At 73.0% G+C, this 25,676-nt stretch carries 20 protein-coding genes, 1 tRNA gene and 1 pseudogene; 16 read left to right on the top strand and 6 right to left on the bottom strand.

Annotated elements, in window-relative coordinates; genetic code table 11:
- Positions 1 to 124: 124 nt before the first annotated feature.
- Positions 125 to 1,840, bottom strand: coding sequence for a methionine--tRNA ligase (gene metG, locus OG509_RS30355; protein WP_385588782.1), 1,716 nt, complete (start codon positions 1,838 to 1,840; stop codon positions 125 to 127).
- 551 nt (positions 1,841 to 2,391) lie between these two features.
- Between metG and OG509_RS30350 the strand changes: the two genes are divergently transcribed.
- Together OG509_RS30350 and OG509_RS30345 are read left to right on the top strand one after the other, a co-directional pair.
- Positions 2,392 to 3,048 (top strand): RNA polymerase sigma factor, encoded by a 657-nt coding sequence (locus OG509_RS30350; RefSeq protein ID WP_406185781.1) that lies wholly within the window; start codon positions 2,392 to 2,394, stop codon positions 3,046 to 3,048.
- 773 nt (positions 3,049 to 3,821) lie between these two features.
- Positions 3,822 to 4,541 (top strand): annotated as a pseudogene (locus tag OG509_RS30345) (IclR family transcriptional regulator C-terminal domain-containing protein); the annotation flags it as partial.
- Positions 4,542 to 5,066: 525 nt separating this feature from the next.
- Here OG509_RS30345 and OG509_RS30340 read toward each other — a convergent pair.
- Positions 5,067 to 5,918, bottom strand: a complete 852-nt coding sequence (locus OG509_RS30340; RefSeq protein ID WP_406187723.1) for a LysR family transcriptional regulator — start codon at positions 5,916 to 5,918, stop codon at positions 5,067 to 5,069.
- 138 nt (positions 5,919 to 6,056) lie between these two features.
- On the opposite strand from OG509_RS30340, the gene OG509_RS30335 reads away from it, so the two are divergent.
- Complete coding sequence (locus tag OG509_RS30335) at positions 6,057 to 7,109, top strand: bile acid:sodium symporter family protein (RefSeq protein WP_406185780.1); 1,053 nt, start codon at positions 6,057 to 6,059, stop codon at positions 7,107 to 7,109.
- 9 nt (positions 7,110 to 7,118) lie between these two features.
- The gene (locus tag OG509_RS30330) at positions 7,119 to 7,556 is read left to right on the top strand and encodes a (2Fe-2S) ferredoxin domain-containing protein (protein ID WP_406185778.1); all 438 of its coding nucleotides are present in this window, start codon (positions 7,119 to 7,121) and stop codon (positions 7,554 to 7,556) included.
- A 58-nt stretch (positions 7,557 to 7,614) separates the two neighbouring features.
- On the opposite strand, the gene fdhD is transcribed toward OG509_RS30330, so the two are convergent.
- Positions 7,615 to 8,451, bottom strand: a complete 837-nt coding sequence (gene fdhD / locus OG509_RS30325; protein WP_406185776.1) for a formate dehydrogenase accessory sulfurtransferase FdhD — start codon at positions 8,449 to 8,451, stop codon at positions 7,615 to 7,617.
- 220 nt (positions 8,452 to 8,671) lie between these two features.
- On the opposite strand from fdhD, the gene OG509_RS30320 reads away from it, so the two are divergent.
- The gene (locus OG509_RS30320) at positions 8,672 to 9,613 is read left to right on the top strand and encodes a beta-ketoacyl-ACP synthase III (protein WP_387288149.1); all 942 of its coding nucleotides are present in this window, start codon (positions 8,672 to 8,674) and stop codon (positions 9,611 to 9,613) included.
- On the opposite strand, the gene OG509_RS30315 is transcribed toward OG509_RS30320, so the two are convergent.
- Positions 9,597 to 10,787, bottom strand: coding sequence for a low temperature requirement protein A (locus OG509_RS30315; RefSeq protein WP_406185774.1), 1,191 nt, complete (start codon positions 10,785 to 10,787; stop codon positions 9,597 to 9,599). The genes OG509_RS30320 and OG509_RS30315 overlap by 17 nt on opposite strands.
- A gap of 209 nt (positions 10,788 to 10,996) precedes the next feature.
- Here OG509_RS30315 and OG509_RS30310 point away from each other — a divergent pair, with 209 nt between their 5' ends.
- The 9 genes from OG509_RS30310 to OG509_RS30270 all read left to right on the top strand — a co-directional run bounded on the left by OG509_RS30310 (position 10,997) and on the right by OG509_RS30270 (position 21,878).
- Entirely contained in the window at positions 10,997 to 11,458 is a 462-nt protein-coding gene (locus OG509_RS30310; protein WP_406185773.1) for a hypothetical protein, read from the top strand.
- Positions 11,459 to 11,602: 144 nt separating this feature from the next.
- A tRNA-Leu gene (locus tag OG509_RS30305) sits at positions 11,603 to 11,690 on the top strand.
- Between the two features lie 74 nt (positions 11,691 to 11,764).
- Positions 11,765 to 13,459, top strand: coding sequence for a protein kinase domain-containing protein (locus tag OG509_RS30300; protein WP_406185771.1), 1,695 nt, complete (start codon positions 11,765 to 11,767; stop codon positions 13,457 to 13,459).
- Positions 13,460 to 13,670: 211 nt separating this feature from the next.
- Complete coding sequence (locus tag OG509_RS30295) at positions 13,671 to 15,494, top strand: AMP-dependent synthetase/ligase (protein WP_406185770.1); 1,824 nt, start codon at positions 13,671 to 13,673, stop codon at positions 15,492 to 15,494.
- Positions 15,495 to 15,607: 113 nt separating this feature from the next.
- A complete protein-coding gene (locus OG509_RS30290; protein WP_406185769.1) occupies positions 15,608 to 16,882 on the top strand; it encodes an ABC transporter substrate-binding protein in 1,275 nt (424 codons plus the stop codon).
- Between the two features lie 10 nt (positions 16,883 to 16,892).
- On the top strand, positions 16,893 to 19,682 hold the full coding sequence (locus tag OG509_RS30285; RefSeq protein WP_406185768.1) for an ABC transporter permease subunit: 2,790 nt from the start codon (positions 16,893 to 16,895) through the stop codon (positions 19,680 to 19,682).
- Positions 19,679 to 20,455, top strand: coding sequence for an ABC transporter ATP-binding protein (locus tag OG509_RS30280; protein ID WP_406185767.1), 777 nt, complete (start codon positions 19,679 to 19,681; stop codon positions 20,453 to 20,455). Before OG509_RS30285 ends, OG509_RS30280 begins: the two co-directional genes overlap by 4 nt.
- A gap of 141 nt (positions 20,456 to 20,596) precedes the next feature.
- The gene (locus tag OG509_RS30275) at positions 20,597 to 21,445 is read left to right on the top strand and encodes an aldo/keto reductase (RefSeq protein ID WP_406185766.1); all 849 of its coding nucleotides are present in this window, start codon (positions 20,597 to 20,599) and stop codon (positions 21,443 to 21,445) included.
- Between the two features lie 7 nt (positions 21,446 to 21,452).
- Positions 21,453 to 21,878, top strand: coding sequence for an RICIN domain-containing protein (locus OG509_RS30270; protein WP_406185765.1), 426 nt, complete (start codon positions 21,453 to 21,455; stop codon positions 21,876 to 21,878).
- Between the two features lie 50 nt (positions 21,879 to 21,928).
- Here the strand turns inward: OG509_RS30270 and OG509_RS30265 are convergent, their stop codons facing one another.
- Positions 21,929 to 22,234, bottom strand: a complete 306-nt coding sequence (locus OG509_RS30265; protein WP_385588755.1) for a 4a-hydroxytetrahydrobiopterin dehydratase — start codon at positions 22,232 to 22,234, stop codon at positions 21,929 to 21,931.
- A gap of 213 nt (positions 22,235 to 22,447) precedes the next feature.
- On the opposite strand from OG509_RS30265, the gene OG509_RS30260 reads away from it, so the two are divergent.
- Positions 22,448 to 24,229: an FAD-dependent oxidoreductase gene (locus tag OG509_RS30260; protein WP_406185763.1), complete on the top strand. Its 1,782-nt coding sequence runs from the start codon at positions 22,448 to 22,450 to the stop codon at positions 24,227 to 24,229.
- A gap of 36 nt (positions 24,230 to 24,265) precedes the next feature.
- Positions 24,266 to 25,099: a helix-turn-helix domain-containing protein gene (locus tag OG509_RS30255; protein WP_406185761.1), complete on the top strand. Its 834-nt coding sequence runs from the start codon at positions 24,266 to 24,268 to the stop codon at positions 25,097 to 25,099.
- Here the strand turns inward: OG509_RS30255 and OG509_RS30250 are convergent.
- Positions 25,085 to 25,510 (bottom strand): hypothetical protein, encoded by a 426-nt coding sequence (locus tag OG509_RS30250; protein ID WP_406185760.1) that lies wholly within the window; start codon positions 25,508 to 25,510, stop codon positions 25,085 to 25,087. The two genes, OG509_RS30255 and OG509_RS30250, sit on opposite strands and share 15 nt — an antisense overlap.
- Positions 25,511 to 25,676 lie beyond the last annotated feature (166 nt).

Raw genomic sequence — 25,676 nt, 5'->3', positions numbered from 1 at the left:
GCCCATCCAGGTGGACACTTCACGGTCGGGTTTTCCCTACCCCGGCGTGCCCGCGAACGGGGACGGGGTACGGCGAAGGGGCGCGACCCCGGAAGGTCGCGCCCCTTGGTCCTGGCAGGGAGGGTCAGGCGGTTTCGGTGCCGCCGAAGCGCTCGCGGTAGGACTCCAGGTCCTCCTCGGCGATCCGCGCGAAGAGCACCGGCGGCACGGTGAACGGCGTACCCGCCGGGACCGCGTCCAGCGACTTGGCCTGCTCCGGGGTGATCCACGTCGCCGTGTCGTCGGCCAGCGCGAACGAGGAGCGCATGGTGCGCGCCGAGGCCGGGATGAACGGCTCCGAGACCACCGAGTAGAGGTGGATCAGGTTCATCGCGGTGCGCAGCGTGAGCGCCGCGCCGTCCAGGTCGGTCTTGACCTCCAGCCAGGGGGCCTTCTCGTCGAGGTAGGCGTTGCCGGCGGACCACAGGGCGCGCAGCGCGGCCGCGGCCTTGCGGTACTGGAGGGAGTCCATGTGGCCCTCGTACTCGGCCAGCAGCTCGGCGATCTGCTCGCCCAGCTTGGCCTCGACCTCGCCGGCCGGGCTGCCGGCCGGGACCTCGTCGCCGAACTTCTTGCGGGAGAAGGTCAGCACGCGGTTGACGAAGTTTCCGAGGGTGCCGCCGAGGTCCTTGTTGACCGTGGTGGTGAAGTGCTCCCACGTGAAGGACGAGTCGTCGGACTCGGGGGCGTTGGCGATGAGGAAGTAGCGCCAGAAGTCGGCCGGGAGGATCTCCAGCGCCTGGTCGGTGAAGACGCCGCGCTTCTGCGAGGTGGAGAACTTGCCGCCGTAGTACGTCAGCCAGTTGAAGGCCTTGACGTAGTCGACCTTCTTCCACGGCTCGCGGGTGCCGATCTCGGTGGCCGGGAACATCACCGTGTGGAACGGGACGTTGTCCTTGGCCATGAACTGCGTGTACCGCACGTCCTCGGCCTCGTACCACCAGGCCTTGTGGTCGCGGTTGGCCGGGTCGGCGTCCGCCCACTCCTTGGTGGAGGCGATGTACTCGATCGGCGCGTCGAACCAGACGTAGAAGACCTTGCCGTCGGCGGCCAGTTCGGGCCAGGTGTCGGCCGGTACCGGCACGCCCCAGTCCAGGTCGCGGGTGATGGCGCGGTCGTGCAGGCCCTCGGTCAGCCACTTGCGGGCGATGGAGGAGGCCAGCTGCGGCCACTCCTCCTCGTGCTCCGCGACCCAGGCCTCGACCTCGTGCTGCAGCTTGGACTGGAGGAGGAAGAGGTGCTTGGTCTCGCGGACCTCCAGCTCGGTGGAGCCGGAGATCGCCGAGCGGGGCTCGATCAGGTCCGTGGGGTCCAGGACGCGGGTGCAGTTCTCGCACTGGTCGCCGCGGGCCTTGTCGTAGCCGCAGTGCGGACAGGTGCCCTCGACGTAGCGGTCCGGCAGGAAGCGGCCGTCGACCGGCGAGTAGACCTGCCGGATCGCGCGCTCCTCGATGAACCCGTTCTTCTGCAGCTGCCGCGCGAAGTGCTGGGTGATCTCGGCGTTCTGCTGCGAGGAGCTGCGGCCGAAGTAGTCGAAGGACAGCTCGAAGCCGTCGTAGACCGCCTTCTGGGCGTCGTGGGCCTGCGCGCAGAACTCGGCGACCGAGAGGCCGGCCTCCTTCGCGGCGAGCTCGGCGGGGGTGCCGTGCTCGTCGGTGGCGCAGATGTAGAGGACGTCGTGGCCGCGCTGGCGGAGGTACCGGGAGTACACATCCGCCGGAAGCATCGACCCGACCATGTTGCCCAGGTGCTTGATCCCGTTGATGTAGGGAAGCGCGCTGGTGATCAGGTGTCGAGCCATCCTCGGATGCTCCATTTCATATATGCGGTGACAACGTGACGTGACGGATTGTGATGCGGTTCATCGTATCGAACCGCCGAAAGGCCACGTGCCGCATTTTCGTGGGGTGGACGTCGGTGGGTGTTCGGTGGGTGTAACGCAAAAGCGAGGGTGGTGACCTCTGCGTCACGGCCCTCGCAATGCGCCCATGCTACAGCCGGACCGGATCACCGCGGACCGGTGTCCGCGGTTCGGGCGGCGGGGTCCGCCGCGGCGGACCCCGCGGTCGCCGTCCCGGCCGGTCACCGGGCGGTCGCCTGGCGTGTGACCGGTCGTCCGCGAGGCGTACGCCGGTGCATGGCGGCCCGGCTTGGCCCCGGCATATGCGTACGCACGGACTGGGCGCGCGCGTGGTCGAAGTCGGTCATCGGCCGATCATCACCGAACGTAATCTCTCGACGTCTCTCTTCTGCGCTCCCCGGGTGCGCCCGCACTGCCAGGCTGTCCGCGCACAGGGGACGAGGTGAGGTGGAACGGTGAGCGATGGCGGACCAGAGGAGTCCGGTGGGGCCGTGGGACTGCCACTGCCCAGCCGACGGCCGCGGCCGACGCCCATGAGCCAGTGGGACCCGACGGCACGCCTGTCGTACTGGGCCTTCCACGCCAACCGGCGGCCCTCGTACATGCGTTTCGCGTACCTGCAGCTGGGCTCCGACGCGGCTGCCGAGGACGCGGTGGACGCCGCATTCGACTCGATCATGAACGAGTGGTTACGCATGCTCCACATGGACCGGCTCGATGCCTACGCCTGGACCATCCTCAAGCAGCGGCTGGTCGACCGGCAGCAGCGGCGCGGAGCGCGCGGCACCTGGCCGCCCGAACCGACCGCGCCCGAACCGATGGACATCAGCGCCTTCGAGGCCGCCCTCAAGGAGGCCCGGGCCGATCAGCAGTGCGAGGTGCTGACCGACACCATCCGCTTCTACTCCGCCGTCTCCCGGCTCGCCGAGCGCCAGCGCGACGCCGTGCTGCTGCGCTACGGGCTCCAGTGCACCCCCGGGGAAGCCGCGTCCGTGATGGGCGTCGACGAGGCCACCGTCCGCTCGCAGCTCGGCCAGGCCCACCGCCGGCTCGCGCGCATGCTCGACGCCTCCGCAGGACCGGCCGACCCGGCGCAGGGCGCCGACCCCGCCGACCCGGCCGACCCAGCCGAATCACCCGAGTCATGAGGCGCCGCGAGGGCAAGGAGGAGCGCGGCGGCGAGGCCGGCCGCCGCTCCCTGGCCGAGTTCCTGACCCGGGCCGGCGTTCGCGACCGGTACCCGCACTACGATCTGGGCGCGGCCGAGGCCCGGCTGCTGCGCGCCTCCCGGGGTCGGGCCGCCGCGGCGCCCGCGCGCCGCCGGGCCGCGTACGGGTGGAGCGATCCCGCGCGGGACTGCCCGCTCGACTCCGAGCGGGCCCGGCGCGACCTCAAGGCCGTCTGCCTGGCCGCCGTGTGCGGCCCGAAGGCGGAGGCGCACCTCACGGCCTTCACCGAGAGCGGGCACACCGATCTGGCCGGGGCCGTGGTCTTCGGCTGCCTGCTGCACCTGGCCGGACTGCGCGAGGGCGCCCGCTTCTGGTGGCAGTTCGCGGCCGGTTCCGGGCGGGCGCGGACCGCGTCGGCCGCGTACTGCCTCTTCCTCGACCACTCCCGGCGCGGCGAGCACCACGACGCCCGGTTCTGGGCGCGCGAACTGGGCCGGCGCGGCTACCGGCCGAACGGCCGGCGCGATCTGCGCGAGGTCCGGCTGTGCGCGCAGGCCACCGTGCTGCGGTACGTCGACCAGCTCGACGATCCCGATCTGGGCCCGGTGCCGCTGCCCAGGCCCGGACTGCCGTCGGTGCTGGCCGCGTTCCGGCCGACGCCCCCGGTGGCGGCGGAGCCGGAGCGGTCCGTGCCGCGGCAGCGCGTGGCAGCGGTGTCCGGGCCGGTCCGTTCCCCGGGTACGAGCGAGGCCATGGCGCAGGCGCGGCGCGCGCTGGCCGTCGTACGGGTCCTCGAAAAGCATCCGCTGGGGGTACGGGCCGCCCAGTTGCGGCGGGAGTCCGGCCTGGCCGAGGCGGAGCTGCGGCCGCTGCTGGCGATGCTGTGCGAGGAGGAGTACGCGTACCGGCCGGGCGCGGGCGTCTTCGCGCGCGGGCCCGCCCTCGACCGGCTCGCCGCGGCCGGCGCCGGGGGGCTCGCGGGCCAGCTCCAGCGCACGCTGGCCCTGGCCCGGGACAGCGCGGGCGCGGCGGTGTACCTGAGCCGGTACGCCGAGGGGGAGGTCAGGATCACGCAGATGGCGGACGGGCCGGGGGCGCCGCCGGTGCAGGAGTGGGTGGACTTCAAGGCCGCCGCGCACGCCAGCGCGGTCGGCAAGTGCCTGCTGACCCAGCTCGATGCCGACCGGCGCCGCGACCATGTCGCCCGGTACCGGCCGGCCCGGCTCACCCCGCAGACGATCACCGACAGCCGGGTCCTGTTCACCGCCCTCGACTCGGTGGCTCCGGGGGCGCCGGTGTTCGACCTGCGCGAGTACTCCCCCGGCGTGGTGTGCTCGGCGGTCCCGATCGCGACCGGCGACGCCGCCGGGAGCCTCGCCCTGTCGCTGCCCGCGACGCACGCCCACCGGCTGCACGAGGCGACGGAGGCCCTGCGCCGCAAGGCCGTCCCGGTGCTCCTGGCGCTGCTGCTGTCGGGGGCCATCCCGCCGGACGCCCCAGCCGCGGCGGACGACCCCGCCGCCCCGACCACCGCACCCGCGCCGCACCCGTCCGGGGTCACCCCGGAGACCCTGCGCCACCTGCGCATGCTGTTCCGCACCCCGCTGACCCGCCCCACGGCCTCGCCGGCCGACCCCCACCTGGTCAGCGACACGGCATCGAAGGCGGCGTACTTCTTCGACCCCCTGCCGGAATCCGACCCACCCCGCCTGTCCCTCCCCCTCACCTTCGCCCCCCTCACCCCGGGCACCCTGCGCACGGCCGAGGGCCTGGTGGTCCTGAGCACCTGACCACCGCCCGCCCCACCGCCGGAGCGCGCCCCCGAACGAAGCCCCCCTCATGGTGACCGCGGCGGTGGAGCGGCTCGCCTGGGACGGGGACGTGTCGCTGGGGCACTATCTGAACGGCACACTCTTCCATTCGGTCGCCCTGGTGACCTGTTGCCCGAACCGCTCCGGTCCGGAACTGCGATGCCCCCTGGGGTAGCCGACCGGCGGTCAGGCGGGGCGGGTCAGGCGGTCCGCGCCCGAGAGGATCGCTGAGGCCAGTGCCTCCGCCGGCGGCGAGCTCCGCCCGCCCCGCAGCAGTGCGAACTCCACCGATCCGAGGTCCGGCAGCCCCGCCACCCGCACCAGCCCCGGCGGGATGAGCCCACGGGTGTGGGCCATCACCCCCAGCCCGGCCCGGGCCGCCGCGACCAGCCCGCTCAGGCTGCCGCTCGTACAGGCGATCCGCCAGCCCCGCCCGTTCCGCTCCAGCACCTCCAGCGCCCGGGCCCGGGTGATCCCCGGCGGCGGGAAGACGATCAGCGGAACGGGCCGGTCCGGGTCCACTCGCAGCCCCTCCGCCCCGATCCACACCATCCGGTCCCGCCACACCAGCCGGCCCCGCTCGTCCTCCGGACCGCGCCGCTTCGCGAGGACGAGGTCGAGCCGCCCCGCGTCGAGCCGTTCGTGCAGGGTCCCGGACAGCTCGACCGACAGCTCCAGATCCACCTCGGGGTGCTCGTGCCGGAAGCCCTCCAGGATCTCCGGCAGCCGGGTCAGCACGAAGTCCTCCGACGCCCCGAACCGCAGCCGCCCCCGCAGCCGGGTCCCGGTGAAATAGGCCGCCGCCCGCTCGTGGGCCTCCAGGATGGTCCGGGCGAAGCCCAGCAGCGCCTCGCCGTCCTCCGTGAGCTCCACGCTGTGCGTGTCGCGCAGGAAGAGCGGCCGGCCCGTCGCCTCCTCCAGCCGCCGCACGTGCTGGCTGACCGTGGACTGCCGTACGCCCAGCCTGCCCGCGGCCTGCGTGAAGCTGAGCGTCTGCGCCACGGTGAGGAAGGTGCGCAGCTGGATCGGGTCGTACATGGCTCCCATGTCTGCCATGGTGCCACTGTCATCACGGAACGAGATGACAGTAAGCGTGGTGTGCAGGTTTCCCGATCACCGCCGCACCCGCGACGATGAGGGGGCCCCAGCCGCGCCACCCATCGGAGAGCCCCGTACATGCGCCGCCCGCAGATACCCGCCCGGCTGCCTCTGGACCCGTGGATCCTGACCCTCCTCGGCACCGTCGCCGTCGCCGCCCTGCTGCCGGCCCGCGGCCCGGCCGCCTCCGTAGCCGAGGGCGCGTCCACCGGGGCCGTGGCCCTGCTCTTCTTCCTCTACGGCGCCCGGCTCTCCACCCGTGAGGCCCTCGACGGCCTGCGCCACTGGCGGCTCCACCTCACCGTGCTGGCCTGTACGTTCGTACTCTTCCCGCTGCTCGGCCTGGCCGTCCGGGGTCTGGTCCCCACCGTCCTCACGCCCCCGCTCTACAGCGGTCTGCTCTTCCTCTGCCTCGTCCCCTCGACGATCCAGTCCTCGATCGCCTTCACCTCGATCGCGCGCGGCAACGTGCCCGCGGCGATCTGCGCGGGCTCCTTCTCCAGCCTCGCCGGCATCGTCCTCACCCCGCTCCTCGCCGCCGGCCTGCTGGGCGGCAGCGCGGGCGGGTTCTCCCTGGACTCCCTCCTCAAGATCGTCCTCCAGCTCCTGCTGCCGTTCCTGCTGGGGCAGTTCCTGCGCCGCTGGGTCGGTGGCTTCCTGGTCCGCAACAAGAGGGTCCTCGGGTACGTCGACCGCGGCTCGATCCTGCTCGTCGTGTACACCGCCTTCGGCGCGGGCATGGTCGCCGGGGTCTGGCACCAGGTCAGCGCCGCGCGGCTGGGCGCGCTGATGGCGGTGGAGGCCGTACTGCTGACCCTCATGCTGCTGGTCAGCTGGTACGGGGCGAAGCGGCTCGGGTTCGACCGGGCGGACCGGATCGCGATCCAGTTCGCGGGGTCGAAGAAGAGCCTCGCGGCCGGACTGCCCATGGCCAGCGTGCTGTTCGGGGCCCAGGCCGGCCTCGCGGTGCTGCCGTTGATGCTGTTCCACCAGATGCAGCTGATGGTGTGCGCGGTACTGGCGCGGCGGCGGGCCCTGGACGCCAAGCCGGCGGCGGGCGCCGAACTGCCCGCCGGCCATGTGGTGGAGGTCTCGTCGGCGCTTCAACACCCCGCACCGCAGGCCCGGTAGCGTGCGGCGGTGACCTGGATACGCCCTCTCGCCGCCCACGCCGAACGCCCCTGCACCCTGGTGGTCTGCCGCGGCTGCTGCTGCGGGGACCCCCGCAAGAACCCCGGCTCGGACCACGCCGGTCAGCTGGCCCGGCTGCGGGAGGCCGCGGCGGCGTCGGAGGGCCGGCTGGCTGTCCGTACGAGCGACTGCCTCGGGCCGTGCGCCCAGGCCAATGTCATCGTGGTCCAGCCCACCACCGAGGCGCGCCGCCGGGGCGCCCGCGCGGCCTGGTTCGGCTGGGCGCTGGACGACACCGCGACCGACGAGGTCATCGCGTGGGCGGAATCCGGCGGTCCGGGCGTCACGCCGATCCCGGCGACCCTGGACCTCCACCGCATCGACCCGCCGAAGCCCGAGCCGCAGACCGGGTCCAAGGCCAGGGGACGCGCCCGCCGGAGCCGCTGACCCGGGGCGGGCGGACCGCCGGGCCACTGTGCCGACGGACCGACGGACCGACGGACCGCTACAAGGTGATCCGCTCCTCGCCCGCGTAGATGTTCATGTTCGGCCCGCGCAGGAAGCCGACCAGCGTCAGGCCTGACTCCAGGGCCAGGTCCACGGCCAGCGAGGACGGGGCCGAGACGGCGGCCAGGACCGGTATGCCCGCCATCACGGCCTTCTGCGCGAGCTCGAACGAGGCCCGGCCCGACACCAGCAGGACCGCGCCCTCCAGCGGGAGGCGGCCGGCCTGGAACGCCCGGCCGACGATCTTGTCCACGGCGTTGTGCCGGCCGACGTCCTCCCGTACGTCCAGCAGCCGGCCGTCCGGCGAGAACAGCCCCGCCGCGTGCAGCCCGCCGGTGCGGTCGAAGACCTTCTGCGCCGCGCGGAGCCGGTCCGGCAGCTCGCCGAGGAGCTGCGCGGGAATCCGTACGGCGTCGTCGTCCGCGCTCCGCCGGAGCGGGAAGCGGGTCGCCGTGCGCACCGCGTCCAGGCTGGCCTTTCCGCACAGGCCGCAGGAGGAGGTGGTGTAGACGTTGCGTTCGAGCGTGATGTCGGGCAGCGGAACGCCGGGCGCGAGCTGCACGTTGACCACGTTGTAGGTGTTCGAGCCGTCCTCCGTGGCCCCCTCGCAGTAGGTCACGGCCCGTACGTCCGACGCGGAGCCGAGCACGCCCTCGCTCACCAGGAAGCCCACGGCCAGCGCGAAATCGTCGCCGGGGGTGCGCATGGTGATGGCCAGCGGCTTGCCGTTCAGCCGTATCTCCAGCGGCTCCTCGGCGACCAGCGTGTCCGGGCGGACCCCGGCCTCCCCGTTACGCACCCGGATGACACGACGGCGCTCGGTGACCCGTCCCATGGTGATCAGCCCGCCCGTTCTTTCTTCCTCGTCGCGCACTCCGTCGTGCAGCTGACGAGCCCATTCTCGCGGATCGCCGTCGCACGGCGCTCCCGGCAGGAAGATCCTCCGGAATCTCCAAATTCAGGGGCGGTAATCCTGTTGGGTCACGTGCACCTGTACCCACCAGTAGCAGGTCAAGCTGGGTGATCCTGACGTCAGCATTAGGGAGACCCCGCCCATGACCGGTTCACGCGTGGTGGCGCTAGGGCACTACCAGCCCGCGAAAGTGATCACCAACGAGGACCTCGCGGCGATGGTCGACACCAACGACGAGTGGATCCGCTCCCGGGTCGGCATCAAGACCCGGCACATGGCGGGCCCCGACGAACCGGTGGACGAGCTGGCCTTCCACGCCGCGGGCAAGGCGCTGGCCGGTGCCGGGCTGACCCCCGACGACATCGACCTCGTCCTGGTGGCCACGTCCACCGCGATCGACCGTTCGCCCAACATGGCCGCCCGCGTGGCAGCCAAGCTGGGCATGGGCGGCAGCCCGGCCGTCATGGACCTCAACGTCGTCTGCTCGGGCTTCACCCACGCCCTGGCCACCGCCGACCACGCGATCCGGGCCGGCTCGGCCACCCGCGCGCTGGTCATCGGCGCCGACAAGATGACCGAGATCACCGACTGGACCGACCGGACCACCTGCGTGCTGACCGGCGACGGCGCGGGCGCGGCCGTGGTCGAGGCATGCGAGGAGCCCGGCATCGGCCCGGTCCTGTGGGGTTCGGTCCCGGAGATGGGCCACGCGGTCCGTATCGAGGGCTCCCCGCCGGTCTTCGCCCAGGAGGGCCAGTCCGTCTACCGCTGGACCACCAGCCAGCTCCCGGCGCTCGCGCGCAAGGTGTGCGAGAAGGCCGGGATCGCCCCCGAGGAGCTGGCCGCCGTCGTCCTGCACCAGGCGAACCTGCGGATCATCGAACCGCTCGCCGCCAAGATCGGCGCCGTGAACGCGGTCGTCGCCCGCGATGTCGTGGACTCCGGCAACACCTCGGCCGCGAGCATCCCGATGGCCCTCTCGAAGCTGGTCCAGCGCGGGGAGATCCCCACCGGCGCCCCGGTCCTCCTCTTCGGCTTCGGCGGCAACCTCTCGTACGCGGGCCAGGTCATCCGCTGCCCGTAGCCGTTCCCGTACGTTCCGCCGAGGCGGCCGGGGCGGCCGGGGCCCAGCGGGCCTCGGCCACCAGCGCGCACAGGAGTACGACGACCAGCGCGAGCAGCTGCCAGAGCCCGGCGGTGGCCGCGCCGAGCGGGACCGTGGCCAGTACGAGCACCGTCGCCGCCGCCCGGAAGCGGGCCGGGCCGATCCCGAGCACGGCCCGGAAGGCCAGGTCCCCGGCCAGGTAGACGGCGACCCCGCCGGCGAGGGCGAGCGCGGGGCCGGTGTGCAGGTGCTCGCCCAGGTGCCCGATGGTCTTCTTGACGCCGGCCGCGAAGGCGGCGATCCCGAGCAGCATGGGCAGGAAGGCGTAGTAGTAGGCGAGCATCGCCAGCTTGAAACGCTTCTCCGGGGCCGTCTCGGCGAAGACCTCCTCGGCCCGGCCCTCGTCACGGACGAAGTACATCCACCACAGCGCCGACGCGATGGCGAGCGCGAGGAAGGCACCCCCGGCGATCCCCACGGACAGGGGCAGCGAGCCGGTCCCGATGCCGATCGCGATCACGGACTCGCCGAAGACGATGATCAGCAGCAGTCCGTGCCGCTCCACGAGGTGCTCCGCGCTCATCCCGCCGAGCTGGTCGCTGACCGTCGTCACCGCTGACGGGGCCTCGGCGGGCTCCGCCCCGCTCGCCGCCACTCTCTGCACCAGCTGTGGAACGACGAACTGGATCAGCAGGGCGAGCATCCACAGCCCCCAGGCGGGCGGCCCGTCGAAGAACCCGGCTGCCAGCACCGACAGCGCGCACAGCAGGTTGGGCAGTGCGAACCAGAGCACTCCGGAGCCGTGGGCCTGCGTGTACAGGGCGCTGTGCACGAGGACGACGAACACGTACCCCAGCCCGAAGGCGACTCCGCCGGCCCCGAAGGCGGTCGGCACCGCCAGCGCACACACCAGGAACGCCCCCATGGCCAGGATCAGCAGCACCCTGCGCACGGTGCGGTCGGGCGGCACCTGGTTGGTCAGGTGCGCGTAGCCCCCGTACATCCAGAACAGCACGGTGAAGATCACCAGCACCTGGCCGGCGCCGCGGAAGCTGATGTCGTCCGCGAGCAGCACCGTCAGCTGGGTGATGGTGAAGACGAAGACGAGGTCGAAGAAGAGCTCCAACGTGCTGACGCGGTGCGGCGTTTCCATGCGTGACTCCCCCTGGACGCGGACCTGCGGCGCTCATCCGACCGCCTCGCCGCCCCCGGTGTCCAGCGGGTATCGGCATCCGGGTCGCCGCGCGGGCCGTACGACCTGAGATGTACGCGGATCCCGCCCGGCGGAAGGACGCGCCGCCCCGGGCGGGGGCGGAGGATGAGGAACACCGCAAGCCAGTCGCCGAGGGAAGCGAAAGCCCCATGATCCGCAGGTCCGTCATCCTGACCACCGCCGCAGTCCTCTCGGCCGTGGGGCTCGCGATCGTCGTCGCCCTCCCGGCCGCGGCCGACTGGTACGGGAACCGCCACCGGGAGACGAACGCGTACGCGACGGGGGCCGAGGCGAAGTCGGCCCGGGCCTCGGTCCCGCGCTGGCTGGCGGACGAGGCGGAGTCGGTGCGGTACGCGATGCGGACGACCGGCGGTGATCGGCTCCTGAAGGCGACCCTGCCGGACGACCGGCTCCCGGCCGAGTGCACGACCGAGCCGCGGCCGAGGGCGCAGCAGGTCCCGCTCGAGGAGGACTGGTTCCCGAAGGACGCCCGGGCGAAGGCCACCGCGCGCTGCGGCCTCTACTACGCGTACATGGACGGCACCACCCTCTACGCGTGGCAGCACAACGACGACTGGCTGAGGGCCGGGCACGCCGAATCGGCCCGCTGACCCGCGAGACGCGGGGTCTCGCTGACCCGCCGGGGACATGCGTGCAGGTCAGCGAGCGGCCCGGCCCGAATACCTGGTCGGAAGCACGCCGATCCTTTGCTATTGTTGTCCTTGTCGCCGCGGGAAACCGGGGCCGACCACCTGGTCCGGGTGGCGGAATGGCAGACGCGCTAGCTTGAGGTGCTAGTGCCCTTTATCGGGCGTGGGGGTTCAAGTCCCCCCTCGGACACCAGCAGGAACCCCACTTCGGTGGGGTTCTTTTGCGTTTCCGGTGCTTGTTCGCCGGGGATCCGGTGGTGCGGCATCATGGGCGCACGGGGTCGGAGGGGAAGCAACGTGTCGCACGACGGGCCGGACCGCAGCATCGTGATCGCCGGACGGTACCGCCTGGAGAGGCGGTTGGGGCGCGGCGGTATGGGGACCGTCTGGCAGGCCTCCGACGAGCTCCTCGGGCGTCTCGTCGCCGTCAAGGAGCTCCATGTCGACGGGGGCACGGAGGCCAAGGGCGCCCTGCGGGAGGCCCGGACCGTCGCGCAGGTCAGGCATCCGCACGTGGTGGTGGTGCACGACGTCGTGGAGCACGACGGGCGCCCCCACATCGTCATGGAACTCGTCGAGGGCGGCTCGCTGGCCGACCGGCTCGCCGCCGAGGGGCCGCTGGGTCCCGCCGAGACCGCACGGACGGGGCTGGCCCTGCTCGGCGCCCTGCGCGCGGCGCACGCCCGCGGGGTGCTCCACCGGGACGTCAAGCCGGCCAACGTGCTCCTGGAGGCGGGGACGGGGCGGGTCGTGCTCACCGACTTCGGCATCGCGCGGCTCGCCGGGTCCACCACCATCAGCGAGACCGGCGCGCTCGTCGGCTCTCCCGAGTACACCTCGCCCGAGCGGATGCAGGGAGCGGCCGCGGGCCCCGCATCCGACCTGTGGTCGCTCGGGGTCCTGCTGTGCGCGGCGCTGACCGGGAAGTCACCGTTCCACCGTGATTCGCTCGGCGGGGTGCTGCATGCCGTCGTGTACGCCGAGATCCGGCCGCCGGCGCAGGCGGGGCCGCTGACCCCGGTCATCCGCGGCCTGCTGGAACGCCTTCCGGAGCGGCGGATGGAAGCGGCTGAGGCGGAGCGGCTGCTGTCGGCCTACGTGAGCACCGGAGCGGTCCCCGCCGTGGCCGACCGGGCGCCCGGGCCGGCCACGGAGAGCGCCTCGGCGACCGGGACCGCGTCCGGCGCGGGCGGCCCCGGCGGCCCCGGCGCCGCGGGCGGCCACTCGCCCACCGAGCACGTCGTACCGCCGTCCGCCCCGGCGCGGCGGACCCGGCCCGCTCTCCGGGCGGGGCTGATCGCCGCGCTGTTCGCCGTCGCGGTCGCCGGCGCCGTGGCCGTCACCTCCCAGTTCGGCGAGCGGTCGGCGGACGGCGCACGGGAGTCGGCGCCCGCCACCGCGTCCGCCCCGGCCCGGACCCCCTCTTCCCCTTCCCCTTCCCCTTCCCCTTCCCCTTCCCCTTCCCCTTCCCCTTCCCCTTCCCCTTCGTCCGTCTCCGCACTTGGCGCCGGCGCCAAGCCCGCGCCCGCCGGGTACCGGACGGTGTCCGACGCCGAGGGCTTCAGCCTGGCCGTACCGAACGGCTTCCAGCGCAGCACCGACGACCAGCGGGTCTTCTACGTGTCCCCGGACGGGGCCTTCCGGATCGGCGTCAAGGCGAAGCCCGCGGCCTCCGAAGGGCCGGTCACCGTCATGCGGCTCTCGCACGCGAGCGGCCCGGCCACCAACCCCGGCTACCGAGACGGCTCGGTCGTACCGACCACGCACAACGGACTGCCCGCCGCCCTGTGGGAGTTCACCTGGAACGGCTTCACCGCCGCCGAAGGCGCCCGGCACACCTTCGACGTCTGCTGGGAGGAGAACGGGCGCATGTACGACGTCTGGGTGTCCGCGCCCGTCGGCCGGCTCCCGGAGGCGCGGAGCCACTTCGACGCGGCGCTGGACTCCTTCGCGCCGAACTGAGCCGCCTCGTACCCGTGTACGCGCGCCGCCGCGTCCCGCCCGGCGCGGGATCGGGGCGGCGTTCGGTGTTTCCGGGGTGGCGGGGCGGGGAGTTTCCCTATCCCCGGGCCTGCACACCTCCCTGGGGAGGTCTTGTGGAGGTCTTCGCTCGGTGATCAACCCTGGTGAGGTGTGGGGTAGCGTCGCCGCGCTGCGCGGAGAGGAGCGGGGCATGCGCGAGATCACCGTCCCACCAGTCGTTGCTGCGGCGCCCGTCGGCGGGCTCGCCGACGCCGTGTTCCACCATGCCCAGGAGGATCCCGGCCGGGTGGTGCTCGGGCGCAAGACCGACGGGGTCTGGCGGGACGTGACCTCCGGGGAGCTCGCCGCCGAGGTGCTCGCGCTGGCGAAGGGGCTGCTGGCCCAGGGGATCCGGTTCGGGGAGCGGGTCGCCGTCATGTCCCGGACCCGGTACGAGTGGACCCTGTTCGACTTCGCCCTGTGGGCGATCGGCGCCCAGCCCGTGCCCGTCTACCCGACCTCCTCCGTCGAGCAGGTGCACTGGATCCTCCTGGACTCCGACTGCACCGCCTGCGTCGTCGAGGACGAGGACCAGGCCATGACCGTCGGGTCCGTCATCGAGCGGCTCCCGCACCTGCGGCGGCTGTGGCAGCTCGACGCCGGGGCCGTCGACGCGCTCGTCGCGGACGGCCACGGGGTCGCGGAGGACCTGGTGCACCGGCACCGCGCCGCGGTCACCCCCGACGCCGTCGCCACCGTCATCTACACCTCGGGGACCACCGGGCGCCCCAAGGGCTGCGTGCTCACGCACGGCAATTTCATGTACGAGGCCGACACGATGGTGGCCCGCTGGGAGTCCGTCTTCCAGGCGGGGCCGGGGGAGCAGCCCTCCACCCTGTTGTTCCTGCCGCTCGCCCACGTCTTCGGGCGGATGGTGGAGGTGGCGGCCGTCCGGGCGCGGGTCAAGCTGGGGCACCAGCCGGTGCTGGCGGCGGCCGAGTTGCTGCCGGACCTCGCCGCGTTCCGGCCGACGTTCGTGCTGGGGGTCCCGTACGTCTTCGAGAAGGTCTTCGCGGCGGCCCGCCGCAAGGCGGAGGCGGAGGGTCGTACGGGTCCCTTCGACCGGGCGGTCGAGACGGCCGTACGGTACGCGGAGGCGCGCGAGCAGAAGGCGTTCGGGACCGGGCCGGGCCCCTCGGCGGGGCTGCGCATGGAACACCAGCTCTTCGAGAAGCTGGTGTACGGGAAGGTCCGCGAGGCGATGGGCGGCCGGGTGCGGCACGCCATGTCGGGCGGGTCGGCGATGTCGCGCCGCCTCGGGCTGTTCTTCGACGGGGCCGGGATCACGGTGTTCGAGGGCTACGGCCTGACCGAGTCCAGCGCGGCGGCCACCGCGAACCCGCCGGGCGCGACGAAGTACGGCACGGTGGGCCGGCCGATCCCGGGCAGTACGGTGCACATCGCCGACGACGGGGAGGTGTGGCTGCACGGGAACCATGTGTTCGCCGGGTACCTGAACGACCCGCGCTCCACGGAGGCGGTGCTGCGGGACGGCTGGCTGGCGACCGGGGACCTGGGGCGCCTGGACGAGGACGGGTACCTCACGATCACCGGGCGCAAGAAGGAGATCCTGGTGACCTCCAACGGCAAGAGCGTCTCCCCGACCGCCCTGGAGGAGCGGGTGCGTTCACATCCGCTGGTCGCGCAGTGCGTACTGGTCGGCAACGACCGGCCGTACGTGGCCGCCCTGCTCACGCTGGACATGGAGGGGATCGCGCACTGGCTGTCGATGCGCGGGCGTCCGCAGCTGCCGGCGGCCCAGCTGATCCACGACCCGGATCTGACGGCGGAGGTGCGGCGGGCGGTGGTGGCCGCGAACACGCTGGTCTCGCAGGCCGAGGCGATCCGCACCTTCCGGGTGCTGGCGGAGCAGTTCACGGAGGAACGCGGGCTGCTGACGCCCTCGTTGAAGCTGAAGCGGCGGGCGATCGAGAAGGCGTACGCGCAAGAGGTGGCGGCCCTCTACCAGCCCTGACGGGTCCCCTCCACCACTAGCCGACGATCCGTCATCTCTTCTCGTCAGCGATATTGACGAGTCGTCAGGTCGCCCACAGAATGCGGGGATTCCGACCGGAGGGGATCCCACACATGCTGCGACCGATCCGCACCCTGGCCGCCGCGGCGGCGGCGCTCGCGCTCGTATCCGCCTGCAACTCCGCCTCCAACAGCACCTCCGGCAGCGCCTCCCCCGGCAAGCCCGGGTCCGCCGGGAACTCCCGCGGCGTGACCGCCGACTCGATCAAGGTCGGCGGGATCGTCTCCATGACCTCCGCCGGCGGGTACAGCAAGAAGGACACCGACCTCGGCGCGAAGGCCCGGTACCTGAGGGCCAACGCCGAGGGCGGGATCAACGGACGCAAGATCGACTACCTGGGCGCGGAGGACGACGGGCAGGACCCCGGCAAGAACATGGCCGCCGCCCGCAAACTCGTCCAGCAGGACAAGGTCTTCGCGGTCGCCCCGATGAGCTCGGTCACCTTCTCGGGCGCCGACTTCCTGGAACAGGAGAAGGTCCCCACCTTCGGCTGGGGCACTCTGCCCTCCTTCTGCGGGCCCAAGTACATCTACGGGTTCAACGGCTGCCTGGTCCCCTCCCCCGGCGGCACCCTCAACCAGACCTGGCCCGAAGGCATCGGCCAGCTCCTCGGCGGCGCGCAGGGCAAGTCCGTCGCGGTCATCGCCAACGACAGCGACGCCGGGAAGTTCGGCATCCGCACCTTCCAGCAGGGCTTCGCCGCCGCCGGGTTCAAGGTCGCCTACGCCAAGGCCTCCGTACCCGCGACGGCGGTGCCGAGCGACTGGTCGGCGTACGTGAAGGAGATCCTTCAGAGCAACGACGGCAAGGCGCCCGACGCCGTCGTCTCGGTCATGCAGACCCCGAACAACATCGGCCTGTTCACCGCGCTCAAGCGCAGCGGCTATCAGGGACTGCTCTCCGACCCGACCGACTACGACCCCGGACTGCTCGCCAAGGACGCCACCAAGCAGGCCCTCGACGGGGTGCACGTCCTGCTGCAGTTCCAGCCGTTCGAGTCGGCGGACCCGAAGATGGACCGGTTCAAGGCCGACATCAAGGCGGCCTCGGGCGGGCAGGACGTGCCGATCAGCATGCACACACTGACCGGCTACATGTCGGCCGACCTGTTCGTCTCCATCGCGCAGAAGGCGGGCAAGGAGCTGACCGTCGAGTCCTTCCAGGCCGCCGCGCAGGGCTTCTCCGACACCGGCACGCTCGTCGGCGACCGCTCGGAGCCCAAGGGGCAGAAGGACAGCTTCGGCTGCGGGGCGCTGGTCCAGCTGCGCGGCGGGGCGTACGAGGTCTCCGTACCCTTCTCGTGCCGTCAGCCCATCCCCTTCAAGTAGGGGCGACGGCATGGGAGATCTGCTCGTCTTCGTGCTGAGCGGTCTGGTCTCCGGCGCCCTGTACGCACTGCTGGCCACCGGGCTGGTGCTGTCGTACTCGGCGTCCGGGCTGTTCAACTTCGCGCACGGGGCCACCGCCTACCTGTGCGCGCTGACCTTCTACGAGCTGCACTCCGGGCTGGGCTGGCCGGCGGTCCGGGCGGCCCTGCTGGTGGTGTGCGTACTGGCCCCAGGGCTCGGGTGGGGACTGGACCGGCTGATGTTCCGGCGGCTCGCGCGGGTCGGCGAGACGGCGCAGATCGTGGCCACGATCGGGCTGCTGGTGGCCCTGCCTGCGGCCGGGCTGTGGGCCGTGGAGCTGCTGGGGGACGCGGGCGCGCCGGTGAAACCCGCCGAGAACCAGTTCGGGCTGCCGGGGGTGGGGCCGAGCCCGGCCCGGAGCTGGCAGCTGCTCGACGGGGTGGGCATCGACTCCGACCAGCTGATCACGTGGGTGGTGACGGCGGTGGTCGCGGTGGGCCTGTGGGTGCTGATGGGGCACACGCGGCTGGGGCTGCAGCTGCGGGCGGCCGTCGACAACCGCTCGCTGACCGAGCTGCGCGGGATCAGCGCCGACCGGCTGTCCTCGGTGGCCTGGATGATCTCGTCCGCGCTGGCGGGGCTGGCGGGGGTGCTGGCGACGCCGCTGCTGGGGCTGTCGGCGCACGACTTCACCCTGTTCCTGTTCGTCTCGGCGACGGCGGCGGTGATCGGGCGGTTCGCGTCCGTACCGCTCGCGTTCGCGGGTGGGCTGGGGCCGGGGGTGCTGCAGAACCTGGTGGCCGGGTACGCCTCGTTCGCCGAGGGGATCACCGGGTTCCGGACGGCGGTGCCGTTCCTGATCCTGTTCGGCGGGCTGCTGGTACTGGCCCGGCGGGGGCGGACGGCGGGGACTGCGGCAGGGGACGCGGGCGGCCCGGACACGGCTCCCGCGGACCATCTGGCGGGGGCTTCGTGGGGGCGCCGGTGGGGGGTGTGGGCGGTGGCCGCCGGGGCGTTGGGCGTGGCCTTCTACACCGTGACCACGCCGTTCTGGAGCGGGCTGCTCGCACAAGGGCTGGCCCTCGGGCTGGTGTTCATGTCCTTCACCGTGGTGACCGGGCTCGGGGCGATGGTCTCGCTCGCGCAGGGCACGTTCGTGACCGGGGCCGCGCTGGTGGCGGGGCTGCTGATGAGCCGGGGCTGGCCGTTCGTGGCGGCGCTGGCGGTGGGCACGTGCGTGGCGGCGGTGCTCGGGGCGCTGGTCGCGCTGCCGGCGCTGCGGCTGGGCGGGCGGACGCTGGCCCTGGCGACGCTGGCGCTGGCGTTCCTCGCGGACCAGGTGCTGTTCCAGATGCGGTGGCTGCGGAACGGGGACTCCGGGTGGTCCGTTCCGCGGCCGGTGTTCGGGCCGGTGGATCTCGGCGACGACCGGGCGTTGGGGGTGGCGCTGGTGGTGGTCGTCGCGCTGTGCGGGGCCGGGCTGAGCGCGCTGCGGAACTCCCCGTCGGGGCGGGCGATGCTGGCCGTGCGGTCGGCGCCGGCGGCGGCGATGGCCTCGGGGGTGTCCGTACTGCGGACGAAGCTGCTGCTGTTCACGGTGTCGGCGGGGCTGGCGGGGTTCGGGGGCGTGCTGGTCGCTTCGTACAACACCCGGATCACGGCGACGGACTTCACGGCCATGACGGGGCTGGTCTGGCTGGCGGTGGTGGTGGCGGCGGGGGTCCGGCGGCCGCAGTACGCGGTGGTGGCGGGGGTGGTCTTCGCGGTGGCCCCGCGGCTCCTGGCGGACTACGTGACGCAGTCCGCGCACCTGCCGGTGATCCTGTTCGGGCTGGCGGGGTTGGCCTTGGCCAACGATCCGGACGGGTATTGCGCCGCGGTTCCGGTGCGGTGGGCGAGGCGGCGGGTCAGGGCCGTCGGCGGGGGTACGGGTACCGCCGGCGGGGGTGCCGGAGCCTCCGGCGGGGGTACGGGGCCTGCCGGGACGGGGCCGGAGCGGGAGCCGGGGCCTGCGGGGCTTTCCGGGCCCCTTGTGGGGGCTCTGCCCCCGGGCCCCCGCGCCTCGGACGCCGGGCACGGCCCCGCCCGGCCCGCCCTGGAGCTGCGCGGGGTCACCGCCGGGTACGACGGCGGGCTCGTACTGCACGGGGTCGATCTCGCCGTCCGGAAGGGGGAGATCCTCGTCGTGCTCGGGCCGAACGGGGCCGGGAAGAGCACCGCCTGCCGGGTGGCCGCCGGACTCCTGCCCGCCGAGGACGGAGCGGTCCTCGTACGGGGGCGGGACGCGACCCGTGACGGGCCCGTGTGGCGGGCCCGCAGCGGGGTGCTGCTGGCCCCCGAGGGGCGGGGGATCTTCCCGGCGCTGACCGTCGAGGAGAACCTCGCGCTGTACCTCCGCGAGGCGGACGCGCGGACCTGCGTCTACGACCGCTTCCCCCGGCTCGCCGAGCGGCGGGGGGTGGCTGCCGGGGCCCTGTCCGGTGGGGAGCAGCAGATGCTGGCCCTCGCTCCGCTGCTGCAGCGGCCGCCCGAGGTGTTGATCGCCGACGAGCCGTCGATGGGGCTGGCCCCGAGGGTGGTGCAGGAGGTGTACGCGCTGCTCACCGAGCTCCGGGACGCCGGGACCGCGCTGCTGCTGGTCGAGGAGAAGGCCGCCGGGATCCTCGGGGTCGCCGACACCGTCGCGTACCTCTCCCGGGGCCGGGTCACCTGGTGCGGGCCGCGCGCCGAGGTGGAGGCCGACCGGCTCACCGCGGCCTACCTGGGGAGGGCGACATGACGGCGGCGCCGTACGTACTGGAGGGTTCCGGCATCAGCGTCCGGTTCGGTGGCGTGAAGGCACTGAGCGGGGTGGACCTCGGGGTCCGGGCCGGGGAGGTGTGCGGGCTGATCGGACCCAACGGGGCCGGGAAGACCACCCTGTTCGACGTCCTGTCCGGGATCCGGCGGCCCGACCTGGGGCGGATGCTGCTCGACGGGGCGGACATCACCCGCCGCTCCCCGGTCTGGCGGGCCCGGCACGGGATGCGCCGGACGTTCCAGCGGCAGCAGCTGTTCGGGCAGCTCAGCGTGGCCGAGAACCTGCTGGTCGCGCAGGAGTGGCGCGGCGGCGGGGGCGGGCTCGCCGCCGACCTCCTCGGGGCGCCGACGCGGCGCCGTCGGGAGCGGGAGCGACGGGCGCGCGGCGAGCGGGTGCTGGCGTCCTGCGGGATCGGCGCGCTGGGGGCGGCGTACGCGGGCGGGCTGCCGGTCGGGCAGGCCCGCATGGTCGAGCTGGCCCGCGCGGTGGCCGACCCGCCGCGCGTGCTGCTGCTGGACGAGCCCGCGTCCGGTCTCTCGGCGCCCGAGCGCGGGCAGCTCGCGGGGGTCGTCCGCCGGCTGGCCGAGGAGGAGGGGTGCGCGGTGCTGCTGGTGGAGCACGACGTGGCGTTCGTCATGGAGCTCTGCACGCGGGTGGTGGTCCTGGACCTCGGAAGCGTCCTAGCCGAGGGCTCACCGGCCGGGATCCGGTCCGATCCGCTGGTCCGCGAGGCCTATCTGGGGGCGTCCTGACGGTGTGTCCGGTCCGCGTGCGCCGCTCTGGCCGGAATACGCTCGCCGCGGCGGCCGGATCTCACCCCTCGTCCGCCTGCACGCCCCGTAGGCCCGTACACCCGTACGCCCCAGCCCGCCGAACCGAGGGAACAGCCAGACGTGAACGACGTCCCCGCCATCCGGCTGAACAACGGCACGCTCATGCCCCAGCTCGGGTACGGCGTCTTCCAGGTCCCGGACTCCGAGGCCGCGCAGGCGGTCGGGGCCGCGCTGGAGGCGGGGTACCGGAGCATCGACACGGCGGCCGCCTACCGCAACGAGGCGGGCACCGGCCGGGCGATCGCCGCCTCCGGGGTGCCGCGCGAGGAGCTGTTCGTCACCACCAAGCTGTGGAACGACCGCTCCCGGACCTGGCAGCGCGACGACGTGCTGCGCGCGCTCGACCGCTCCCTCGCCAAGCTGGGCCTCGACCACCTCGACCTGTACCTGATCCACTGGCCGCGCCCGATGCGCGACGACTTCCTCACCATCTGGAAGGCGTTCGAGGAGATCGCGGAGAGCGGCCGCGCCCGCTCCGTCGGCGTGTCGAACTTCCGCCCCGCCGACCTGGAGCGGCTCGGCACCGAGAGCGCGCTGGTCCCGGCCGTGAACCAGGTCGAGCTGCACCCGCTCTTCCCGCAGGCCGAGCTGCGCGCCCTGCACTCGAAGCTCGGCATCGCCACCGAGGCCTGGTCCCCGCTCGGCCAGGGCAAGGAGCTGCTGACGCTCCCGGCGGTCGTCGAGACCGCCGCCCGGCACGGGCGCTCCCCCGCCCAGGTGGTGCTGCGCTGGCACCTGCAGCTCGGGAACGTCGTGATCCCGAAGTCGGTGACCCCGGCGCGGATCCGGGAGAACCTGGACGTGTTCGGCTTCGAGCTGGACTCCGCCGATCTCGCCTCGCTGGACGCGCTGGGCCGGGGTCCCTCGGCCGGGCGGATCGGGCCGGACCCGGCCGTCTTCGACATCTGAGCCGCGGATGAACCTGCCCGACGGGGTCTACCGGATCCGGAACGTCGCCAGCGGCCTGCTGCTCCAGCTGGAGGGCAGTACCCGGGTGGGGGTGGGCCCGGACGGCCCGCCCGCGCCGCCGGCGGCCCGGCAGTGGCGGATCTCGCCGGTCCACAGCGGCGGCGGGATCGTGCACATCGTCAGCGTCCACAACGACAAGCGGCTGGACGTCGCGAACGCGTCGACGGAGAGCGGCACCCGGGTCCAGGTGTGGCGGGCGAACGCGTTCGGGGCGCAGGAGTGGATCGTCGAGGAGCATCTCGACGATCCCGGGGTGGTGTCCCTGATCGCCTGTATCAGCGGCCTGCCGCTGGAGGCGGACGAGGAGGGCCGGGCCCGCCAGTGCGAGGACACCGACTCCCCCGTCCAGTGGTGGCGGCTCGATCCCGTCTGAGGAGGTGGGGGACCGGACCGCGCGGACGTGTCCGCTCGTGACCGCTCGTGTCAGCTCGCGCCGTGTGCGGGGGCGAGGGCCTCGACGCGTTCGGCGAGCGCGAAGTCGGCGCCGGTGACGGCGTCGCCCGCGCTGTGCGTGTTCACGGACAGCCGGACCGTGTTGTAGCCGAGGGTCAGATCGGAGTGGTGGTTCAACTCCTCCTGGACCGCGGCGATGTGGGCGACGAGGGCGCTCGCCGCGAAGTGGGTGCCCAGCCGGTACGTGCGGTTGATCCGGTCGTCCTCGAACGCCCAGCCGGGGAGCTCCCGCAACCGGTCCTCGATCTCCTTCTGCGAAAGCGGTTCGTCTGCCATCGGCATGCTCCTTCACCGTTCGGACCCGACTTCTGACGTGGAGTCAAGGTTCCCACAGCGCCCGCCGGAGGGAAGGTTTCGCGCCATAGTGCGTGCGGGTACTTCCGCGCCTTCCGGGTCGAGGGTGCCGCCCTTAAGCTCCTGCGCCGGACGTGACTGTTACCGCCGGTAACGTCTTGCTGGACGAACACGTCCGGACGAAGGGGCTTCCTCATGACGCGCACGGGCAGTTCGAGACGTACGTTCATCGCGGGCGCGGGAGCGGCGGCCACCGCCGGGGCACTGGGAGCCACCGGGGCCCTGGCCGCCCCCACCCCCGCCCACGCCCAGGCCGCCGGCCGCCGGGTCGCCGTCCTCGGCGGCGGGGTCGCCGGACTCACCGCCGCCCACGAACTCGCCGAGCGCGGCTACGCCGTCACCGTGTACGAGCGCCGCGCGCTCGGCGGCAAGGCCCGCAGCATGGACGTCCCCGGCAGCGCCCGCGGCGGCCGCCGGCCGCTGCCCGCCGAGCACGGCTTCCGCTTCATCCCGGGCATCTACCACAACCTGCCGGACACCATGCGGCGCATCCCGTTCCCCGGCAACGCCCACGGCGTGTGGGACAACCTCGTCGCCCCGCCCGAGATGATGTTCGCCCGGGCCGCCGGGCGCGAGGACCTGCGCGCCCCCATCCCCTGGCCCGGCCACTCCCCCACCTCGCTGACGCCCGACGAGATCCGCCGCGCCCTCACCGGCATCCTCCAGTCGCTGGTCAGGCTGCCGCCGCACGAGACCGCGTACTTCGTCGACCGCGTGCTGGTCTTCCTCACCAGCTGCGACGAGCGCCGCGACGAGGTCTGGGAGAACACCCCCTGGTGGGAGTTCGTACGGGCCGCGCAGATGTCGGACGAGTACCAGCGCATCCTCGCCGTCGGCATCACCCGCAACATCGTCGCGACCAAGGCCGAGGAGGCCTCCACCCGCACCGTCGGCACCCTGGGCGAGGCCTTCGTCTTCAACGCGCTGGGACGCGGTGCGGACGGGCCGCCGGACCGGATCCTCAACCTGCCGACGAACGAGGCCTGGATCGACCCCTGGGAGGCCCATCTGCACATGCTCGGCGTGGAGTTCAGGATCGGCTGGACGGTGCAGGAGGTGCAGTACGGGAACGGCCGGGTGAGCGGGGTCGGTGTCCTGGACCCGGCCGGGGTCCGGCAGACCGTCACCGCCGACCACTACGTCAGCGCACTGCCGGTCGAACACGCACGGCGCTCCTGGAGTGCCGGACTGCGCGCCGCGGACCCGATGCTGGGCCGCTGCGACCGGCTGGAGACCGACTGGATGACCGGCATCCAGTTCTATCTCACCGAGCGCGCGCCCCTCGTCCACGGTCACCTCAACTGCATCGACTCGCCCTGGTCGTTGACGGCGATCCAGCAGGCCGAGCACTGGCCGGCCCGCGATTTTCCGGCCGACTACGGGGACGGGGTGGCGGTGGACTGCCTGTCGGTGGACATCTCGGACTGGGACAAGCCGGGGATCCTGTACGGGAAGACGGCCAAGCAGTGCACCCGCGACGAGGTCGCCCGCGAGGTGTGGGCGCAGCTGAAGGCCTCCCTCAACGACACCGGGAAGACCCTGCTGACGGACCGCACCCTGCACTCGTGGTTCCTGGACCCGGGGGTGGACGGGCTCGGTACCCCGAACCCGACCAACCAGGACCAGCTGCTGATCCACCCCACCGGCACCTTCCACAACCGGCCGAGCGCGGACACCCGCATCCCCAACTTCTTCCTCAGCGGGGACTACGTGGCCGTCGGCATCGACCTCGCGACGATGGAGGGCGCCAACGCCTCGGCCCGGGCCGCCGTCAACGCCCTGCTGGAGCACGATGGTTCGACGGCCCAGCGGTGCGCGGTCCTGCCGATGTACCGGGCCCCGGAGGTGGAGTCCTTCAGGCGGCACGACCTGTGGCGGTACCGGCTCGGCCTGCGCAACGTCTTCGACCTGGGCTGAGCCGCGGCGCGGGCCCGCTCGGCTAACGTCGTGCGCATGACCTCGACCCCGTCCGTCGGAGCCCTGCTGCGCACCTGGCGGGAGCGGCGCGGCATCAGCCAGCTGGAGCTGGCGGGCCGCGCCGACTCCTCGTCCCGGCACATCAGCTTCATCGAGACCGGCCGGTCCCGGCCGAGCAAGGAGATGGTCCTGCGGCTCGCGGACCACCTCGACGTGCCGGTCCGCGAGCGCAACACGCTGCTGCTCGCGGCGGGTTACGCCCCGCACTACGCGCAGACCCCGCTGGACGACCCGTCGATGGGGACGCTGCGCGAGGGCCTGGAGCGGCTGCTGACCGGCTACGAGCCGTATCCGGCGCTGATCGTGGACGCCACGTACGACGTCGTCGCGGCCAACCGCGGCATCGCGATGCTGCTCGAAGCGCTGCCCGAGCACCTGCTGGTCCCGCCGCTGAACGCCATGCGGATCACCTTGCACCCGGAGGGCCTGGCCCCGCGGATCCGCAACCTCCGGGAGTGGCGCGGGCACCTGTTGGCCCAGATGGAGCGGCAGATCGCACTGTCGCGCTCGGCGCCGCTGCGCGCGCTGTACGAGGAGGTGTCCGGGTATCCCGCCGGAGCCGGACCGCAGGACGCCGGGGCCGGGGTCGCCGCCGTGGTCGCCGCCGGCGCCGAGCCCGAGCCCGGTGGGGGCGCCGCGTACATCGCGCTGCCGCTGCTGATCGAGCACGACGGGCACCTGCTCTCCTTCGTGTCCTCGATCGCGACGTTCAACACGCCGATGGACGTGACCGTCGCCGAGCTGGCCATCGAGACGCTGCTCCCGGCCGACGCGGCGACGGCGAAGTACCTGCGTTCACTGGGGCCCTGAGGCGCCCGCCCGCAGCGCCAGCCGCTGGACGCAGGCGAATGCGGCGACGACGAGGGCCTGGGCCGGGATCCACACCAGTCCGGCGGTGGTGGGGGCGTCCCAGAGAGGGAGCGAGACAAGGCTGAGGGCCGCCCAGGCCCAGTTGGCCTCGATGACGAACTTCACCGCGAGGACCGGCGGCCGGCGGCGGGAGGCCAGCGTGCCGACGCCGGCCCCGTAGAGGGTCAGGAACAGGCCGAGTCCGAGCAGGGCACCCTGCCCGACTCCGAGCAGCCGGCCGAGCGGGGCGCCGAAGGCGGCGTACGCGAGGCCGTTCCCGGCGGTGACCACGCCGTCGAGGGCGAGGAAGCGGCGCAGCGCGGTCTGCGGGACGGTGGTGCGGGCGATGCTGCCGAGCAGGGTCGCGGACATGGCGGATCAGCCTCCGTCGGGAGTCGTGGGCGCGGGGAGTCGGGAGACGGGCCCCGGGGCCGAGTGCGCGGCTCCGGAACCCGCTGCTCCCACTGTGCCGCCGCCCCCCGCCCCGGTCGATTACCTCCCAGGTCATGCCGGTTGAGGTCGGCGTGGCGGCGCGTGG

The sequence above is a fragment of the Streptomyces sp. NBC_01006 genome, assembly GCF_045162725.1.
Classification (GTDB): domain Bacteria; phylum Actinomycetota; class Actinomycetes; order Streptomycetales; family Streptomycetaceae; genus Streptomyces.
This window is presented reverse-complemented; position numbering and strand designations above follow the sequence as displayed.